Source organism: Amycolatopsis sp. NPDC102522, assembly GCF_055584485.1.
Window position 1 is genome coordinate 14,766 of record NZ_JBVJLY010000023.1, and the last position, 18,391, is coordinate 33,156.

At 68.7% G+C, this 18,391-nt stretch carries 17 protein-coding genes; 13 read left to right on the forward strand and 4 right to left on the reverse strand.

Features of this window, described 5'->3' with window-relative positions; all coding sequences use genetic code 11:
- The first annotated feature begins 78 nt into the window (after nt 1–78).
- The 5 genes from ACZ6YV_RS35715 to ACZ6YV_RS35735 all read left to right on the forward strand — a co-directional run bounded on the left by ACZ6YV_RS35715 (nt 79) and on the right by ACZ6YV_RS35735 (nt 4,889).
- Nucleotides 79–1,440 carry a polysaccharide lyase 6 family protein gene (locus tag ACZ6YV_RS35715; RefSeq protein WP_465513813.1) on the forward strand — a complete coding sequence of 454 codons (1,362 nt, stop codon included), beginning with the start codon at nt 79–81 and terminating at the stop codon, nt 1,438–1,440.
- 334 nt (nt 1,441–1,774) lie between these two features.
- Nucleotides 1,775–2,635: a bifunctional DNA-formamidopyrimidine glycosylase/DNA-(apurinic or apyrimidinic site) lyase gene (gene mutM / locus ACZ6YV_RS35720; protein WP_465513814.1), complete on the forward strand. Its 861-nt coding sequence runs from the start codon at nt 1,775–1,777 to the stop codon at nt 2,633–2,635.
- 68 nt (nt 2,636–2,703) lie between these two features.
- Nucleotides 2,704–3,144: an XRE family transcriptional regulator gene (locus ACZ6YV_RS35725; RefSeq protein ID WP_378242859.1), complete on the forward strand. Its 441-nt coding sequence runs from the start codon at nt 2,704–2,706 to the stop codon at nt 3,142–3,144.
- Complete coding sequence (locus tag ACZ6YV_RS35730) at nt 3,145–3,708, forward strand: ImmA/IrrE family metallo-endopeptidase (protein WP_465513815.1); 564 nt, start codon at nt 3,145–3,147, stop codon at nt 3,706–3,708.
- A complete protein-coding gene (locus tag ACZ6YV_RS35735; protein ID WP_465513816.1) occupies nt 3,705–4,889 on the forward strand; it encodes an MAB_1171c family putative transporter in 1,185 nt (394 codons plus the stop codon). Before ACZ6YV_RS35730 ends, ACZ6YV_RS35735 begins: the two co-directional genes overlap by 4 nt.
- Nucleotides 4,890–5,141: 252 nt before the next feature.
- Here ACZ6YV_RS35735 and ACZ6YV_RS35740 read toward each other — a convergent pair whose 3' ends face one another.
- Genes ACZ6YV_RS35740 through ACZ6YV_RS35750 form a run of 3 tightly spaced genes read right to left on the reverse strand, consistent with a single transcriptional unit; the run spans nt 5,142 to nt 7,095 of the window.
- The gene (locus tag ACZ6YV_RS35740; RefSeq protein WP_465513817.1) at nt 5,142–5,831 is read right to left on the reverse strand and encodes an ABC transporter permease; all 690 of its coding nucleotides are present in this window, start codon (nt 5,829–5,831) and stop codon (nt 5,142–5,144) included.
- Nucleotides 5,828–6,721, reverse strand: coding sequence for an ABC transporter ATP-binding protein (locus tag ACZ6YV_RS35745; protein WP_465513818.1), 894 nt, complete (start codon nt 6,719–6,721; stop codon nt 5,828–5,830). The genes ACZ6YV_RS35740 and ACZ6YV_RS35745 overlap by 4 nt, the downstream gene beginning before the upstream one ends.
- Complete coding sequence (locus tag ACZ6YV_RS35750) at nt 6,718–7,095, reverse strand: GntR family transcriptional regulator (protein WP_005160428.1); 378 nt, start codon at nt 7,093–7,095, stop codon at nt 6,718–6,720. Before ACZ6YV_RS35750 ends, ACZ6YV_RS35745 begins: the two co-directional genes overlap by 4 nt.
- A 163-nt stretch (nt 7,096–7,258) precedes the next feature.
- Here ACZ6YV_RS35750 and ACZ6YV_RS35755 point away from each other — a divergent pair, with 163 nt between their 5' ends.
- The 4 genes from ACZ6YV_RS35755 (at nt 7,259) to aspS (ending at nt 13,350) form a co-directional block, all read left to right on the forward strand.
- Entirely contained in the window at nt 7,259–7,582 is a 324-nt protein-coding gene (locus ACZ6YV_RS35755) for a PadR family transcriptional regulator (RefSeq protein ID WP_378242871.1), read from the forward strand.
- Complete coding sequence (locus ACZ6YV_RS35760) at nt 7,579–8,823, forward strand: DUF1700 domain-containing protein (protein WP_465513819.1); 1,245 nt, start codon at nt 7,579–7,581, stop codon at nt 8,821–8,823. Before ACZ6YV_RS35755 ends, ACZ6YV_RS35760 begins: the two co-directional genes overlap by 4 nt.
- A gap of 169 nt (nt 8,824–8,992) precedes the next feature.
- Nucleotides 8,993–11,818 (forward strand): helix-turn-helix transcriptional regulator, encoded by a 2,826-nt coding sequence (locus ACZ6YV_RS35765; RefSeq protein WP_465513820.1) that lies wholly within the window; start codon nt 8,993–8,995, stop codon nt 11,816–11,818.
- A gap of 278 nt (nt 11,819–12,096) precedes the next feature.
- Nucleotides 12,097–13,350 carry an aspartate--tRNA(Asn) ligase gene (gene aspS / locus ACZ6YV_RS35770; RefSeq protein ID WP_465513821.1) on the forward strand — a complete coding sequence of 418 codons (1,254 nt, stop codon included), beginning with the start codon at nt 12,097–12,099 and terminating at the stop codon, nt 13,348–13,350.
- A 94-nt stretch (nt 13,351–13,444) separates the two neighbouring features.
- Here the strand turns inward: aspS and ACZ6YV_RS35775 are convergent, their stop codons facing one another.
- Nucleotides 13,445–13,969 (reverse strand): YflT domain-containing protein, encoded by a 525-nt coding sequence (locus ACZ6YV_RS35775; RefSeq protein WP_101609779.1) that lies wholly within the window; start codon nt 13,967–13,969, stop codon nt 13,445–13,447.
- A 227-nt stretch (nt 13,970–14,196) separates the two neighbouring features.
- Between ACZ6YV_RS35775 and ACZ6YV_RS35780 the strand changes: the two genes are divergently transcribed.
- Genes ACZ6YV_RS35780 through ACZ6YV_RS35795 form a run of 4 tightly spaced genes read left to right on the forward strand, consistent with a single transcriptional unit; the run spans nt 14,197 to nt 18,384 of the window.
- Entirely contained in the window at nt 14,197–15,561 is a 1,365-nt protein-coding gene (locus ACZ6YV_RS35780; RefSeq protein ID WP_465513822.1) for a glutamine synthetase family protein, read from the forward strand.
- Nucleotides 15,542–16,255, forward strand: coding sequence for a gamma-glutamyl-gamma-aminobutyrate hydrolase family protein (locus ACZ6YV_RS35785; protein WP_465513823.1), 714 nt, complete (start codon nt 15,542–15,544; stop codon nt 16,253–16,255). Before ACZ6YV_RS35780 ends, ACZ6YV_RS35785 begins: the two co-directional genes overlap by 20 nt.
- A complete protein-coding gene (locus ACZ6YV_RS35790; protein WP_465513824.1) occupies nt 16,252–17,616 on the forward strand; it encodes an aldehyde dehydrogenase family protein in 1,365 nt (454 codons plus the stop codon). The genes ACZ6YV_RS35785 and ACZ6YV_RS35790 overlap by 4 nt, the downstream gene beginning before the upstream one ends.
- Nucleotides 17,617–18,384: a 3-oxoacyl-ACP reductase gene (locus ACZ6YV_RS35795; protein ID WP_465513825.1), complete on the forward strand. Its 768-nt coding sequence runs from the start codon at nt 17,617–17,619 to the stop codon at nt 18,382–18,384.
- Nucleotides 18,385–18,391 lie beyond the last annotated feature (7 nt).

The following is an 18,391-nucleotide window of genomic DNA, read 5'->3' on the forward strand; positions in this document are numbered from 1 at the left end:
AGTCGGTGAATCAGTAACATCAACGCAGTCCGCCGCCACTGACGCGACCGTTCAGGTCGCCTGTCGAGAGGTCGGCGGATGCGTGCTTTCTGTCTTGTCACCGCGACGGTTTTGGCTTTGGCGGCCGCCCCCGCCACGGCGTCGGCCGCCCAAGTCGTCCGGGTGACCTCGCTCGGTGCGTTGCAGTCCGCGATCGACAAGGCCGTTCCCGGCGACGAGATCAGGCTGGCCGACGGAAGTTACTCGGCGGGCTCGGCCATCTCCATCAAACGGTCGGGGTCGGCGAGCGCGCCGATCACCATCACCGCGGAACACGTCGGCAAGGCCGAGATCAAGGGCTCCGCGGGGTTCTCGTTCACCTCGGGCGCGTCGAACGTCGTGCTGCGCGGATTCAAGCTCCGGCACGGTGGTGCCCTGAGCGTGCCCGCGGGCAGTACGCACAACCGGCTGACCCGGCTCGACGTCCAGCTCACCAGCGGCGGCAACTGGGTCACGCTCAGCGGTGACGACACCGAGTTCGACCACAACGTGCTGCAGAACCGCACCAGCCAGGGTGTTTTCCTGCAGGTGCTCGGGCCGTCGAACGACATGGCGAAGCGGGTGCGGGTGCACCACAACTACTTCTCCAACCACCAGTTCACCGGGTCGAACGGTGGTGAGTCGATCCGGTTCGGGCTGAGCAGCCGCCAGAAGTACAAGGCGGGCGGCGTCGTCGAGTACAACTTGTTCGAGAAGGCCGACGGCGATTCCGAGGCGATCTCCGTGAAGTCTTCGGACAACGTCGTCCGCTACAACACGATCCGCGACAGCCGCGGTTTCATCGTGCTGCGCCACGGGGACCGCAGTGTGGTGGAGGGGAACATCCTGCTGGGGAAGTCCGGGATCCGCTTCCACGGCAACGATCACAAGATCGTCGGCAACTATGTGCACACCACGGCGAACCGCGGGATCGTCTTCGGTTCGGGCAACGAGGCCGACAGCGGGCCGGACAGCAAACTCCACGACCGGCCCGACAGGGTCGTTGTCGCGTACAACACCGTGGTCGGGACCACCGACGGCATCCACGGCGACGGCGGTGACTTCAAGCCCAAGGACTGCGTGCTGGCGAACAACATCCTGCAGGGGACGGGAACGCTCGTGAGCATGCCGGGCGGTTCGGACGTGAAGTACGAGGGGAACATCGCCTGGGGCGGGACGGCGGGGATGCCTTCCCGCGGATACCAGGCCGTCGATCCCAAGCTGGTGCAGCAGGACGGGTTGTACCGGTTGTCCGCGGGAAGCCCGGCTGTCGACGCCGGTGTCGGGTCTTATCCCTACGCGGGGACCGACTTCGACCTGCAGACGCGGTCCGGGAAGTTCGACGTCGGGGCCGACGAGTTGCTGCCGGGTGGGGCGCGGAAGGCGTTGACCAAGGCGGACGTCGGACCCCTCGCCCCCTGAACCCCCGCCCCCGAGCCCTTCGTGAGTGGCGATTCGGGCTCTAGCGGACCGGTTTTTTGCTTACCCGCCTGCCCCAGGTCGTGTCACTCGCGACGGTGAAGGAACTGGGACGTTGACTGTCCTGATTCCTTCACCGTCGATCGGGCATCCGCTGGGATCGTCAGTCTCGTGCAGGTCAGCGACAGGTAGGCAATACCGGTCCGTGCCGGCGAGACTCACGACCAAGGCCTGCTCGCAGACCGCGCCCCTCACCGTGGTCGTGAGTGGTAAGTGCCGTTCTAACGACACTCACCACTCACGAGGGAGTCCACGGCCCAGTGGGAGAATCGACGGCATGCCCGAACTCCCCGAGGTCGAGGTGGTCCGTGCCGGGCTCGAGGCGCACGTCTCCGGCCGGACGATCACCGACGTCGAAGTCCTGCACGCCCGCGCGATCCGCCGCCACGAACTCGGCGCCGAAGACTTCGGCGGACGGCTTTCCGGCACCAAGATCACCGCCGCCCGCCGTCGCGGCAAGTATCTGTGGCTGGAGCTCTCCGACGGCCAGGCCATGCTCGCGCACCTCGGCATGAGCGGCCAGATGCTCGTCCAGCCCGGAGACACGCCTGACGAGAAGCACCTTCGCGTGCGCTTCCGCTTCGCCGACAACGGTCCGGAGCTGCGCTTCGTCGACCAGCGGACCTTTGGTGGTCTCGCGCTCGCGGAACTCACCGACGTCGACGGGACCGCGTTGCCGAGCACCATCGCGCATATCGCCCGCGATCCGATGGACCCGCGCTTCGACCTCGACCAGGCCGTCCGCGCGCTGCGGTCGAGGCGGACCGAGATCAAACGCGCCCTGCTCGACCAGACCCTCGTCTCCGGTATCGGCAACATCTACGCCGACGAAGCCCTTTGGCGGTCCAAGCTCCATTGGGCCCGACCGACCGACAGGCTCACCGCGGCCCACGGCCGCACCGTGCTCACCGCCGCCACCGAGGTGATGGCCGCCGCGCTCGTCGCGGGCGGGACGTCGTTCGACGCGCTTTACGTAAACATCAACGGCGAGTCCGGATACTTCGACCGGTCGCTCGACGCCTACGGCCAGGAAGGACTGCCTTGCGGCCGGTGTGGGACGGCCATCCGGCGCGACCCCTTCATGAACCGTTCGTCGTTTTCCTGCCCGCGATGCCAGCCGCGTCCGCGTGCGAGGTGAAAACTGACGTGTATGAATGAGGGCTTGTAGTCAACTAGCATGAACGGGCACGACATGTAGGGAGTGGGATGGTGGCCGCGACCGAGCCCGGCAAGACGACGCTCGCCGAAAAGATCGACAAGCTGTTCCAGATCGTGCTGAGACCCGATCGTGAGCCGTACAGCCACGACGAGGTCGCCAAGGCCTGCCGTGAGGCGACCGGCGAGAGTTTCTCGACGACCTACCTGTGGCAGTTGCGCACCGGTCGGCGTGACAACCCCACGAAACGCCACCTCGAGGCGCTCGCCCAGTTCTTCGGCGTCTCGCCGGCGTACTTCTTCGACGACGAGCAGAGCGCGAAGATCGCCGAGGAGCTCGCGCTCCTGGGAGCCCTCCGCGACGCCGGAGTCCGCGATGTCGCGCTGCGGGCAGTAACACTTTCACCCGATGGACTCGACACCATCAGCGACATGATCGACGCGATCGCCCGCAGGGAATCCGGACGGGGCGGCCAGAAGAGGGAGGCGTGAGTGGACCGCCGCCGTAAGGAGTTGTGGCGCCGCTGCCGGAGTCTCGCCGACGGTGTCACCCTTCCCGAACCCTTCGACGCCGCGGCCTTCATCGCCGAACTGGCCGCCGAGCGTGCTCGCCCGATCGAATTGATGCAGGTCAGCGTCCCCTCCAGTGGCCCGTGCGGGCTGTTGATGAGCACCGAGCGCGCGGACTACATCCTCTACCCGACCAACACCACGGCCCTGCACCGGCGGCACATCCTCCTGCACGAGGTCGGCCACCTGCTGTGCGGCCACGTCGGTTCGGACGCGGGAGCCGACGGGATCGCGCTCGACGCCGCCGCCAGCAAGACCCTCATGCCGAACCTGTCGCCCGAACTCGTCCGCCGCGTCCTCGGCCGCACGGGGTACAGCGCCGTCGAGGAACAAGAAGCCGAACTGCTCGCCAGCCTGCTGGCGCAACGTGTCTCCCGGACGGCGGCGCGCGGCGCGGCGCACCTCGACGAGAGCGGGAGCGACCTCGCCGGCGGGCTGGCCAGAGTCGGCAACCTCTTCGGCAGCCGGAAGCGACGCCTGCCGTGACCGAGACCATCGCGTACTTCTGCTGCGTGGTGGCTTGCGTGGGGTTCGGGTACAAGTTGATCCAGGCCCGGCACACCCAGCCGTTGCGGCGGATGTGGTTCCTCAGCGCCTTCGGGATGTGCATCGCGGGCGGCATCATGCTGCTCACGCCCGCGATGGAGAACGCCGTCGGCGTCGAAGAACCCGTCGGCAGTCTCCTGAACCTCGCCGCGGACGTGCTCAAGATCGGTGCGATGGCCTTCGCGGTCGCGTTCGCGCATTCGCTGAAACTGGGGGAGGGCAAGCGGATCGGCTGGCACGCGATGCTGTCCTGGGGCGTCGTGGCCGCGGAGGTCGCGCTCTTCTTCCTCTCCGACAGCTACCGCGTCGGCGAGCACACCGCCGCCGGGCCGGGCAGGCTCGGCTGGTTCGTCGCGTACAACGTCCTCTTCCTCGCCTACGGCCTGATCAGCCTGCTGACCTTCTCGATCGTCTTCGCCCGCTTCGCGCACCATGCCGATCCCGGCCCGCTTCGCACCGGGCTGTGGCTGCTCGTCGGCGGCGGGGTTTCCGCGCTGGCCTGGACTTTCTGGGACGTCGACGACATCTACGTCCTCGCCACCACCGGTGCGGTCGACGCCGGTGAGGACACGCTCTCGGCGATCTTGGCGGCGCTGAGCGTCGGGCTCGCCGGGGCGGGCGCGACGCTCAGCGTGTGGGGGCCCGCGCTGGCCACCCCGTTCCGCCTGATCGGCACGTACCGGACGTACCGCCGGATCGAGCCGCTGTGGACAGCGCTGCGCGAAGCCGTTCCGGGAATCGCGCTGGACCCGGGTCCCGGTATGCCGGGCGGCGTCGAATTCGCCTTGTACCGCAGGGTCATCGAGATCCGGGACGGCCATCTCGCGCTGCGCCCCTACTTCGATCCGGACGTCCCGACAGCGGCGGAAGCCGAGGCCCGCAAGGCGAAGGTCCCCGAAGCCCGCGTCCCCGCGACGATCGAGGCCGCGGCCTTGGCCGCCGCGCTCGTCGCCTCCGAGGCGGGCCGCCGGTACGCCCCCGACGACGTTCCGGCGACCTACCTCGACGAGCCGGACATCGCCACCGAAGCGGCGTGGCTGGTGGAAGTCACCCACGCCTGGCGACGGTCCACCGTGGTCGGCCGAATCCGGGACCGGGCCCGGAAACCCGATCTCGCGTGATCAGAGCCGGATCTCGCGTGATCAGAGCCGGAACTCGCGTGATTGGGGCCGGGACTCGCGTGTCACGCCTTCAATCACGCGAGTTCCGCCTTCAATCACGCGTGATCGCCGTCTGATCACGCGAGTTCGGCCGGGCGGGCTAAGGATCGCGCAGGATCTTCGCCACCCCCAGCGGGGCGAAGATCGCGATCAGGAGTACCGACAACACCACGGAACCACGGTCATGACGGAACTCCTTGGTGCGAAGGGCTTTCAGACCGTGACGCGGCGCATCGTGGCGAACCCGCCGGCACCGGCGACGCAGACCAGGATCGCGAGCGCCCCGGTCAGGCCGCCGACGGTCAGCGTGCCGAAGAACGTGCCGAGCTTCGACCACGAATCGGTCCAGGTGAGCACCAGCCCCACGCCCAGCAGTACCAGGACCTGCGCGGCGGAGAACAGGACCACGCCCAGCACCGAAGCGCGCCGGTAGATCAGGCCGTACCACATGCCGTAGAGGAACATCAGCGTCAGGAACACGAACGACGTGAGCAGCGTCAGGTACCAGGGGCCGTCGAGCAGCCAGGGCACCCGGAAGTAGTTGAGACCGAGCCCCCAGCCGCCGGTCGCCTCTTCGATCGCCTGGAACACGGTGATCCCCACCGCGTACAGCGCGGAGAGCCCGGCGACCAGCAGGACCGTGCCCAGGTAGTACGACCGCCTCGACACACCGAGCGCCAGCCCGAACGGCAGCGACTTCGTCATGCTCATGGCACCGCAGACGAGCATGAACACGAACAACGTGAACAGGCCGCCGGAGTAGTTGTCCTCGGGTTTGTCGGGGATCAGCGAGAAAATCGCGAGGTTCACCCCGAAGGCGAAGAGTGTGACGCCGACAGGGAGGACCAGGTACTGGAGCCGGTCCACCAGGTGATAACGCGCGACCTTGATCAAGGTGTTCATGCGGACGCCTCCTCTGTGCTCGTCGCCTGTCCGTTGGAGGTGTGCACCATCAATTGCTGCAAGGAAAGCGGTTCGAGTTTCAGGTGCAGGGCCTGTGCCCGTGCCTTCGCCGCCGCGTCGATGGCCTCGGCGACGGTGACCGAAGCCCTCGAACCGATCTTGCGGCGGTGCAGCACCCGGCGGCCGGAGACGAAGTCGTCCACTGCGATGGCGGGTCCGGTGACCGTGACGGCCACGCCGCGCAGGTCGTCGGCGGGCGCGTCGAGGACGACGCGGCCCTTGTCGATCATCACGACGTGCTCCAGCAGATCGGCCACTTCGTCGATCAGGTGCGTGGAGAGCAGCACCGTGCGCGGATGAGCCGAGTAGTCGTCGAGCAACCGGTCGTAGAACAGTTGCCGCGCGACGGCGTCGAGGCCCGCGTACGGCTCGTCGAGCAGCGTGAGTTCCGCCCGTGCCGCCAGCCCGATCGTGATCGACAGCGCCGAGCGCATCCCTCGCGAGAGCTTCTTGACCGGGCGCTTCAGCGGCAGATCGAAGTCGCGGAGCAGCGTGTCGGCGAGCTCGGCGTCCCAGTTCGGGTAGAACCACGACGCCGCCGAGAGGGCGTGGCGGACCTTGAAGTCCGGGAACTGCTGGTCCTCGCGGACGAGCACCATGCGCCGCAGCACCCGCTCGTTCTCCATCGGGCTCTCCCCGAACACGCGGACCGAGCCCGCGCTGGCGAACTCCTGCGCGGTCACGATGCGCAGGAAGGTGCTCTTGCCCGCGCCGTTGCGGCCCAGCAGGCCGGTGATCTTGCCTTCTTCGATGTCGACCGAGACATCGCCGAGCGCGAGGTGGTCGCCGTAGCGCCGGGTCAGGCCGGTGGTCGAAATGGTCGGCGTCATGCGGCGGGTCCTCCGTTCCGGTGTCCGTTCCCGCGGATGAGCGAGATCAGGGTTTCGTCGTCGATGCCGAGTCGCCTTGCTTCGATGAGCATGGGGTCGAGGTACTGCTCGGCGAACCGTTGCCGCCGGTCGGTGAGCAGCTTCTGCCGCGCGCCACCGGCGACGAACATGCCGATCCCGCGCCGCTTCTCGAGCAGCCCGTCGTCGGCGAGCACGTTGATTCCCTTGGCCGCCGTCGCCGGATTGATCCGGTAGAAGGCGGCGAGTTCGTTGGTTGACGGCACGCGTTCCCCCTCGGCCAGGCTTCCCTCGGCGATGTCGTCAGCGATCTGTTCGGCGATCTGCACGAACAGGGGCGTTCCTTCGTCGAGCACGACACCTCCGTTCCCAGTCGTCGTGCACCCTCCCCGGGTGCGATGGTTCATTACTGGACTAAGTAACCCATGAACCACTCGTGGGCGCAAGTGGCTTCCGCCTTGCGCACTACTGTGCAATGCGTGGTACCTTCTGTTGCGTAAGACTGGGAGGGACGCGACTGTGGAGATCAGTCAGCTACTAAAAGGCGTGCTGGACCTCGCCGTTCTCGCGGTGCTTCGCGGGGAGGACGGCTACGGCTACGACGTACTCCGAAGACTCCGGGTCGCGGGGTTGCAGGAAGTGGGCGACGCTTCGGTTTACGGGACGCTCCGGCGGCTGTACAAGGCAGGCCTGCTGACGTCCTATGTGGTGCCGAGTGAAGAAGGCCCGCACCGGAAGTACTACAGCCTCAACGAACCGGGACGCCAGCGCCTCGAAGAATCGACGCAGACCTGGCGGACTTTCGCCACGACGATGAACAGCCTGTTGGGAGAGGCAGCATGAGCACGCAGAATCCGACCGCCGTGCGGGTGTATCTGGCGAGGGTCAGGAGCGCGCTCGCCGACCTGCCCGAGAGCGAAGTCGAGGAGATCCTCGAAGACGTCCGGCCCCACCTCGCCGAAATGGAGGCGGAGCTCGGGGAGAACCCGAAGGTCGATGCCTTGATCGAGCGGCTGGGCAGCCCTGAAAGCTACGCCGCCGAACTGCGGGCGTCCGGCGGCTATCCGCCGCGTCCGGCCGAAGCGGGCGACAAGACCACCTTGCTGAAGGCGAAAACCGGGATCGGCGGAGCGCGGTTCGCGTTCTGGGGCCTGGTGTTCTCGGTCGGCGGGTTCGCGTTGTTCGGCTTCGCGGCCGCGGTGTGGGTCCGGGTGGAACCGATGGCGGGCCTGCTTTTCATCGCGCCCGTCTTCGCGATCAGCGTGGTTTACGTGGTCCGGCGGGGCGTCGCGCCGATCGCGGAACTGCCCGAGGTGGTCAAGCTCCGCGAGATCGTGACTTCGTTCCAAGCCAACCGGAACGGCAAGGGACTGACCTACTTCCGCTCGCTCAAGCCGGCGTGGTGGATCCTGTGCGCGGCGGTGCTGGTCATCTTCGGCCTGCTGCTCGTGCTTCGGAACACCGAGGCCGTGTTGATGCTGCCACTGATGTTGCTGGCGGCCGTCGCGGTGATCTGGGCGGGGCCGAAGCTGAAGGCGGACCGGCGGCTGCTGTGGCTGGCAGTGCCGATCTCGGCGTTCGTCATCGGCAGCATGCTCGGCGGGGCGGGTGCCGCGGTCGACCTGATCGCGAAACGGTCCTACGGCAGCGGCCCCTATAACAGTGGCTACACGCCGAACTACAACGACACCTACGGCAATCCGCAGTTGATGTACGGCAACCAGGGCGTGGAGAACATCTACGCGTTCGACGCCGAGGGCAAGCCGCTGAGCGAGATCTACCTCTACGACGAGAACGGCCGTCCGCTCAGCACGACCCGGTACGCCTGCGAGAAGAGCACGGGTGAGAAGCGGAGGGTCGGCGACGACAACCGCTATCCGCGCCCACTCGTCGAGCGAGGTGTCCAGGACGGTCAGGGGAGCCGCAACGGTTACAACGGTTACCGCGCCTACTGCGAGGAAAGGGCCGACGTCCCGTTCAGCGCGGCGATCCCGAAGGGTGCACCGGTACCGCCTTCCGCGACACCCCAGGCACCGCCGTCTTCCCCGGCGCCGCCGTCGAACTCCACCCAGCCGACGCGCTAGGTGGTCCGGGTGGAGGAGGGCGTCGGGGGCCGCCTCCACCCGATTCGGGGAGAGCCGCGAAAGTCACTTTCGAAGACCTCGGGGATCGAGAAAGTGGCTTTCGCGGCATTTCCTTTTTGTGACCTGCCGGAGCTCTTTCAGCCCACGTCGCGGCCGCTACCCTTTTCGAATGCGTCACCGCGACGAGCCGACTCTCGAGCGCGAGCGGGAACTCGCGAGGATCGAAGCGGCGCTCGATTCCGCCACGGCGGGCGAGGGCCGGGTGGTGGTCGTCGAGGGCCGGGCAGGGATCGGCAAAACCCGGCTGGTCCAGGAGACCCGGGCACTGGCGAAAGGCCGTGGTTTCGGCAGGCTCGAAGCCGTCGGTGACGCGCTCGAAGGGGCGATGGCCTGGGGTGTCGTCCGCCAGCTGGTCGAGTATTCGTTTTCGCGCCACAGCGGGGAAACCCGCTCCGGTCCGGCCGGCGCCGCGCTCCGGGCGCTCGACGCCGTGGCCGCCGATCCGAGCGAGGCCGAACTGGCCAGGACGCTGCACGCGTTGTGGTGGGTCGCGGCTGACCTCTCGTCGGCCCGGCCGCTGCTGATCACGGTCGACGACGCGCACTGGGCGGACCATTCGTCGCTGCGGTTCCTCCTTTACCTCTCGCACCGGATCGCCGATCTGCCGATCGTGCTCGTCGTGGCGACCCGGCCGCCCGCGGAGAACGCCGGCCCGCTGGCCCATCTGAGCGTCTCGCGGCAGGCGGAACGCGTGCTGCCGAAGGCGCTTTCGCTCGAAGCGCTCGCCGAACTCGTGGCCGCCCGAGGGGCGCTCCCTGACTGGGCCGTGGTCATCTCGCTGCACGCCGCCAGTGGCGGGAATCCTTTCCTGGCCAGGGTTCTCGTCGACGAACTCGACGCGCTCGGCCTGGCGCTCGACGTCGGTGCGACCGCGGGCGAGATCGGGAACCTGGGCCCCAGCACGGTTTTCCGCGCGGTGCTGGGCAGGCTGCCCGAGGAAGCCGTCGCGCTCGCCGGAGCCGTCGCGATCCTGGGCACCGGCGGCGATCCGTGGCAGGCCGGAGCGCTGGCGAAGCTGGACACCGCCGGGCTTTCGGCCGCCGTCGAGGCACTGATCTCGGCCAACGTGTTCGCCGGCGACGGCGATCATCTCGTCTTCGTCCATCCCGTCGTCCGTGAGGCCGTTCTCGCCGACCTGGGCCCGATCGCCCGCGGCGCCCTGCACGGTGCCGCGGCGAAAGCGTTGTGCGCGGCGAAAGCCCCGGCGGACCGGGTCGCCGCACATCTCGTTCGCGCGCCGAGGGGCACCCTGCCGGACGCTGCCGGGATCCTGCGTGAGGCCGCGGCTTCGCTGCTTTCGGCCGGTGACCCGAGGACGGCCGCCGCGCATCTGCGCCGGGCCGTCGAGGAGAGCCCGGACGACGCGGCGCTGCGGGCCGAACTCGGCCGCGCGCTGCTCCGCACGGGCGAGGCCGTCGAAGCGCGGCGGCAACTCCTGGTGGCGGCGGACGGCGTGCCCGACGCCGAACTCGTCGCGGCCGCCGCGTCGGCCACGACGGTCGTCGACGGACCCGAAGCCGCTGTCGCCGAACTCCGCGAGGCGATCGCCGCCCGCCCCGGCGGCCCGCGCGACCCCGGCCGGATGCACCTCGAAGCGCGGCTCGCGGTGATCCGCTCTTTCCTGCCGCACCACCGCCGGACGGCGTCCGATCACCTGCGCGCGTACGCGAGCTTGAGCGGCGGCACCCCCGACGAGCGCACCCTGCTCGGCCTGCTCGCGCAGATGGGGCGCTACGAGGTCCGGCCCGCGGACGAGGTCGCCGCGACAGCCTGCCGCGCGCTGGCCAACGGGGCCTACTTCGAAGACGCCACCGGGAGCATCGACGTGATGGTCGGCTGGGTGGTCGCGATGTTCGCGCTGATCTCCGCCGACGGGATCGACGACGCCGGCTGGGAGATCGAGCGCGCGAGGCAGCGGGTGCGGGCGCACGGTTCGCCCGTCGAGTTCGCGATGGTCGCCAACGCCGCGCTGTTCCTCAACTGGCGGCTCGGCAACTTGAGCGTGATGGAGGCCGAAGCCGAGGGCGTGCTCGCCGCGATCGGCGCCGAAGAGCCGTCGCCGCAGGTGATCGCGTTGCGGGCGACGGGGACGCATTTCCTCGCCTACGCCGCGATGGAACGGGGCGATCTCGAGACCGCCGCCGAAGTGCTGGCGCGGTTCGACGGCGACCACGGCGACGGCCCGAGCATGATGCCGACGATGTGGCTGCACGAACCCCGCGCGCTGATCGCGCTCGCCATCGGGAATCCCGTGCTCGCCAGGACACAGGCGTTCCTGCAGCGCGACGAGATGCGCGCGGTGGGCGTCGACCCGCCGACCATCCCGTGGCGGGTGCCCGCCGTGCGCGCCGCGCTGCTGCTCGGCGAGTCGGACCACGCCCTGAAACTGGCCGAGGAACAGGTGAACATCGCGCGGAAGTGGGGCACCACGACGGAGATCGGTGCCGCGCTGCGGCTGCTCGCGCACGCCGACGGCGACCGGCGGCTCGACCTGCTGGCCGAGTCGGTCGGGGTGCTGGAGCGGTCTCCCGCCCGGCTGCACCTCGCTCGTTCGCTGATCGACCTCGGCGAGGCGATGCGGGCCGCCCGGCGGCGCGCGGACGCGCGGATCCCGCTCAACCGCGGGATCGAACTGGCCGCCGAATGCGGTTCGGTCGTGCTGCGCACCCGCGCCGTCGAAGCACTGGAAGCGCTGGGGGACCGGCCCCGGAGGATGAGCGTCGCCGACCCGTCGTCGTTGACCGCGAGCGAACGGCGGGTCGCGGACCTGGCGGCGTCCGGTCAGGCGAACCGCGAGATCGCGCAGGATCTGTTCGTCACCCCGAAAACGGTCGAGAACCATCTGAAGCGCATCTACACGAAGCTCGGCATCGCCGGGCGGCGGGAGCTGGCGCGAGCGGAATTCCGAATGCGGGAACCGCGCCGGAGGACGTAACCTCCCGGGCAACGCGCTGACGGAGACGAGTAGCCAAGGAACCCGCGAGACCCAGAGAGCCGCCGGTAGCTGAGAAGGCGGCCTCGCGCCCTTCGGTGAAGACCCTCCCGAGTGCGGGGAGGAACGGCGTCCGCGCCCCATGCCCCGCCGTCCGGCCCCCGTCACCGGGCCTTCGAGGCCGCCGCTCGTCCAGGGCGGCGGCGAAAGTGCGGTGGTACCGCGAGTTCCCTTCTCGCCCGCACTCCCAAGGGGTCGCGCATATCCGTACAGGAGTTGTGATGATCTCGCGTGTCCTCGTCGCCGACCTGCCCCGGCACGTCGGCGGCCATGTCCGCATCGCCGGCTGGGTGCACCGCCGGCGCCGCCTGAAATCCGTCACCTTCCTGGTGATCCGGGACCGATCCGGGCTCGCCCAGGTCGTGCTCGCCGAACCCGGTGGACCGCCCGAGGAGACCGTGGTCGAGGTCGAAGGCCTCGTTACCGCCAATCCCCAGGCGCCCGGCGGCCTGGAACTCACCGAGCCGTCGGTCGGGCTGCTTTCCGAACCCGCCGAACCGCCGCCGTTCGACCTCTACCGGCCGACGGTGCAGGCCGCGTTGCCCACGGTGCTGGACAACGCCGCCGTCGCGTTGCGGCATCCGCGGCTGAAAGAGGTGTTCACGATCGCGGCGGCGAGCGTCGCGGGGTTCCGTTCGGCGCTGGACCGGCTCGGGTTCACCGAGACCCAGACGCCCAAGATCGTCTCGTCGGCCACGGAATCCGGGGCGAACGTCTTCGGCGTCGACTACTTCGGGAAGCGGGCTTTCCTGGCGCAGTCCCCGCAGTTCTCCAAACAAGCGCTGGTCGGGGTGTTCGAGCGGGTCTACGAGGTCGGCCCTGTCTTCCGCGCCGAACCGCACGACACCGCGCGGCATCTCGCGCAGTACACCAGCCTCGACGCCGAACTCGGCTTCATCGACGGCCACCACGACGTGATGGCTGTGTTGCGGGAGGCGATCGCGGGGATGGCGGACGCCGTCCCGGAGACCGGGGTCGTGGTGCCCGAGGTGATTCCGGAGATCCACTTCTCGGCGGCCCAGGAGCTGATCGCGCGGCTGTCCGGCGAAGACCCCCGTGGTGAGCCCGACCTCGCGCCCGCGCACGAGCGGCTGCTTTCGGACTGGGCCCTGCGCGAACACGGGTCGGAATTCCTGTTCGTCACGGGATATCCGATGGTGAAGCGGCCGTTCTACACGCATCCGGACCCGGCGCGGCCGGAGTACTCCAACAGTTTCGACCTGCTCTTCCGCGGGCTGGAACTGGTGACCGGGGGCCAGCGGCTGCACCGGCACGCCGACTACGTCGCCGCGCTGGCCGCTCGCGGGGAGTCGCCGGAGCCGTACCGGGACTACCTGGCCGTCTTCGCGCACGGGATGCCGCCGCACGGCGGGTTCGCGCTCGGTCTCGAACGCTGGACGGCCCGGCTGCTCGGGCTGCCCAATGTCCGGCAGGCGACGCTCTTCCCGCGTGACCTGCACCGCCTGACCCCCTAGCGGATGACATGAAAGGGTCGTTCAGGACATTTTTCGTCCTGAACGACCCTTTCATGACACATCGGCCCCAGCGATCGAACTCAGCGGAACCGCGTCAGTGGATGAAGGCGCTCCTGGCGGCCAGGTCGGCCAGCAGGGCGCGGCCCTTCTCGGCGTTGCGCGGCTGGGCCAGGACGTCGTAGCGCCGGGCGACCAGCTGGCTCTGCGAGATGAACCCGCGCTTGTTCTTCGAAGCCGCGTACCCCAGCGCGCCGAACAGCAGGTTGAACCCGATACCGCCGACGAGGCCGACGAGGATCGGCACCAGCCCGGCGCCCGGGTTCAGCAGGCTCAGCACGAGACCGAGGAACACACCGAACATCGCGCCCGACAGCGCCGAGCTGGTGAGCACCTTGCTCCAGCCCATCCGCCCGGCGATCCGCTCGACGAGGATCGGTTCGACACCGACGATGGTGACGTCGGTGATCGGGAAGTCCGTTCCCGCGAGGTGGTCGACCGCACGCTGCGCATCGGAGTACGACTCGTAGGAGCCGATCGGCCACCCGCTGGGCAGCGTCGGGAGCTGAGCCCTCCCCTGGGGCTCGGTGAACGTGGTCTGCTGCGTGAATGCCTGTGTCATTCCTTCTCACCTCTCTTGATCCGTACAACGTTCCGGAGGTACGGATCTCCTCCCGTCCGGCGGGATTCACAGCATCTTCTCAGCCGGGCATCGCAGACAATCCGCCCAGGGATCAACTACAGTCCGCAATGGGTAACGAACTAGACCATTGGTCGAGTTGACCGGGTCGGGCTGACCCGGTAGGAAGAAGCCGCAAAGGTACCGCTTCGAACCTTTAGGTGAGGCTGATGGCGAACAGGCGCGGCATGCTCACGCTGGATCGGCTCCGGGAACTGGTCGAGGACGGCACCGTCGACACGGTGCTGGTGGCGATCACCGACATGCAGGGCAGGCTGCAGGGCAAACGCTGCGCCGCCGAATACTTCCTCAACGAGGTCGTCGAGCACGCCACCGAAGCGTGCAACTACCTCCTCGCCGTCGACGTCGACATGAACACCGTCGACGGCTACGCGATGTCGTCCTGGGAGACCGGCTACGGCGACTTCGTCCTGCGCCCGGACTTCGACACGCTGCGCCTGCTCCCGTGGCAGGAAGGGACCGCGCTCGTCCTCGCCGACCTCGAACGGGTGCAGGGCGGCGCCGTCGCCCCCTCGCCCCGCCAGATCCTGCGTGGCCAGCTCGACAGGCTGGCCGCCCTCGGACTCGCCGCGTACGTCGGCACCGAGCTGGAGTTCATCGTCTTCGACGACACCTTCGAGTCGGCCTGGGACAAGCGGTACCAGGACCTCCGCCCGGCCAACCAGTACAACGTCGACTACTCGATGCTCGGCACCTCGCGGATCGAACCGCTGCTGCGCCGGATCCGCAACGACATGGGCGGCGCGGGACTGTACGTCGAGTCGGCCAAGGGCGAGTGCAACCCGGGCCAGCACGAGATCGCCTTCCGCTACGCCGACGCGCTGACCACCTGCGACAACCACAGCATCTACAAGACCGGGTCCAAGGAGATCGCCGCGCAGGAGGGCAAGAGCCTCACGTTCATGGCGAAGTACAACGAACGCGAGGGCAACTCCTGCCACATCCACATCAGCCTGCGCTCCACCGCGGGTGAAGCCGTCCTGGCGGGCGACGGCCCCGGCGGGTTCTCCCCGCTGATGGAGCACTTCCTCGCCGGTCAACTCGCCGGGCTGCGCGAGCTGACGTACTTCTTCGCGCCGAACATCAACTCCTACAAGCGTTTCGTCCCCGGCAGCTTCGCGCCGACGGCCGTCGCGTGGGGCACCGACAACCGCACGTGCGCGCTCCGCGTCGTCGGGCACGGAGACTCGCTCCGCACCGAGAACCGGGTCCCCGGCGGCGACGTGAACCCGTACCTCGCGGTGTCCGCGCTGATCGCGGCCGGGCTCCACGGCATCGAGAACGAGCTGGAGCTGGAGGCGGAGTTCCACGGCAACGCCTATGGTTCCGACAAGCCGACCGTGCCGACGACCTTGCGGGAGTCCGCGGCTCTGCTGGACCGGAGCGAGCTCGCCAGGACAGCGTTCGGGGACGAGGTCGTCGACCACTACCTGAACGCGGCGAAGGTCGAACTCACCGCGTACGACGCCGCCGTCACCGACTGGGAGAGGATCCGTGGCTTCGAACGGCTCTGAGGTCCTGATCGGGCTCACGTCCTATCTGGAACTCGCGAAGTTCCTGGTGTGGGAGACCGAAGCGGCGCTGCTCCACCGCGTCTACGTCGACGGGATCGTCGCGGCGGGCGGCGTCCCGGTCCTGCTGCCGCCGGTGAGCGACGCACACGATCGGCTGATGTCCGCTGTGGACGGTCTCGTGCTGGTCGGCGGCGCCGACGTCGACCCGGCGCGCTACGGCCGGGAGCAGCACGCGACGACGTACACGAGGCCCAGCCGGGACGCGTTCGAGTTCGGGCTGCTGCGGTCCGCTTTGGACAGTGGCAAACCGGTGCTCGGTGTGTGCCGCGGGCTGCAGGTGCTCAGCGTCGCGCTCGGTGGGACGCTCGCCCAGCACTTGCCGGACACTTTGGACACCCATGATCACCAGCCCGCGCCCGCGACCTTCGGCACCACTACGGTGACCCTTGCCGAGGGCAGCCGGGTCGCGTCGATCCTCGGCACCGAGACCAAGGTGCCGTGTTACCACCACCAGGCCATCGACAAGCTCGGCGACGGGCTGGTCCCGGTCGGCTGGGCCGCCGACGGGACCATCGAGGCGGCCGAACTGCCCGGCGACGGTTTCGTGCTCGGCGTCCAATGGCATCCCGAACAGAATCCCGACGACATCAGGCTTTTCGAGGCGCTGGTGAGAGCTGCGAAGGAGCGCGCATGACCACGTTCGAGGTGATCAACCCCGCCACGGAAGAGGTGGTGCGGTCGGTCGCGCTGACCTCGGCCGAGGAGACCGACGCGGCGATCGCCCGCGCGCAGGCGGCGTTCCCCGCCTGGCGCGAGGTGGCTCCCGGCGACCGGGCGCGACTGTTGCGCCGGTTCGCCGACGCCGTCGACGCCGACATCGAGAACCTCGCCCAGCTTGAGGTCGTCAACGCGGGCCACACGATCGGCAACGCGCGCTGGGAAGCGGGCAACGTCCGCGACGTGCTGACGTACTACTCGGCGTCACCCGAACGGCTGGCCGGTCGGCAGATCCCGGTCCCCGGTGGGGTGAACATGACGTTCCACGAGCCGCTCGGCGTGGTCGGCGTGATCGTGCCGTGGAACTTCCCGATGCCCATCGCGGGCTGGGGGTTCGCGCCCGCGCTCGCCGCCGGGAACACCGTCGTGCTCAAACCTGCCGAACTCACCCCGCTGACCGCGATCCGCCTCGGCGAGCTGGCCCGTGAGGCCGGGATCCCCGCAGACGTCTTCCAGGTGCTCCCAGGCAAGGGATCCGTGGTAGGGCAACGGTTCGTGGACCACCCGGCGGTGCGGAAGGTGGTGTTCACCGGCTCCACCGAGGTCGGCAAGCAGATCATGGCGGGCTGCGCCGCGCAGGTGAAGCGGGTGACCCTGGAACTCGGCGGCAAGAACGCGAACATCGTCTTCGCCGACGCAGACCTGGAGAAGGCCGCGGCCACCGCGCCCTACGGCGTCTTCGACAACGCCGGGCAGGACTGCTGCGCGCGGTCGCTGATCCTGGTCCAGTCGAGTGTGTACGAGAAGTTCATGGAGCTGCTGGAACCCGCGGTGAACGGTGTCGTCGTCGGGGATCCTCGGCTCGAGGTGACCGAGATGGGGCCGCTGATCTCGGCGGGGCACCACGCGAAAGTCTCGTCCTATGTGGACGACTCCGCGCCGGTCGCTTTCCGGGGCAGCGCGCCCGTCGGCCCCGGGTACTGGTTCGCGCCGACCGTCGTCACCCCGCCGGACCTGCGGCATCCGCTGGCGTCGGACGAGATCTTCGGCCCCGTCGTCGCGGTGGTCCCCTTCGCTGAAGAGGCGGACGCGGTCACCATGGCCAACGACACCGAGTACGGCTTGTCCGGCTCGATCTGGACCCGCGACGTCGGCCGCGCCTTCCGCGTCGCGCGCGGCGTCGAAGCCGGGAACCTTTCGGTCAACTCGCATTCGTCCGTCCGGTACTGGACGCCGTTCGGCGGGTTCAAACAGTCCGGGCTGGGCCGCGAACTCGGGCCGGACGCTGTCGACGCCTTCACCGAGACCAAAAACGTCTTTATCAGCACGGAGGAATGAATGGTGCAGCGTTTCGAAGGCCGCGTCGCGGTCATCACCGGCGGGAGCAGCGGCATCGGTCTCGCCACCGCGCGGCGGCTGGCGAGCGAGGGCGCGAAGGTCGTCATCGGTGACATCTCCGCCGAGGCGGGCGAAGCCGCGGCCGACGAGGTCGGCGGCCTGTTCGTGCAGGCCGACGTCACCGACGCCGACCAGGTCGAGGCCCTGTTCCAGACCACTGTGGACCGATTCGGCTCGGTCGACGTCGCGTTCAACAACGCCGGCATCTCCCCGCCCGAGGACGACTCGATCCTCACCACCGGCATCGACGCGTGGGAGAAGGTGCAGAAGGTCAACCTGACCTCGGTGTACCTGTGCTGCAAGGCGGTGCTGCCCCATATGCAGCGGCAGGGAAAGGGCTCGATCATCAACACGGCTTCGTTCGTCGCGGTGATGGGCGCGGCGACGTCGCAGATCTCCTACACCGCGTCCAAGGGCGGGGTGCTGGCGATGAGCCGGGAACTGGGCGTGCAGTTCGCGCGGGAGAACATCCGGGTCAACGCGCTGTGCCCAGGACCGGTGAACACACCGCTGCTGAAGGAACTGTTCGCGAAGGACCCCGAGCGGGCCGCGCGGCGGCTGATCCACGTGCCGGTCGGGCGGTTCGCGGAGCCGGAGGAGATCGCGGGCGCCGTCGCCTTCCTGGCGAGCGACGACGCCTCGTTCATCACCGCTTCGCAGTTCCTGGTGGACGGCGGCATTTCGGGCGCCTACGTCACCCCCCTCTGACCTGCCG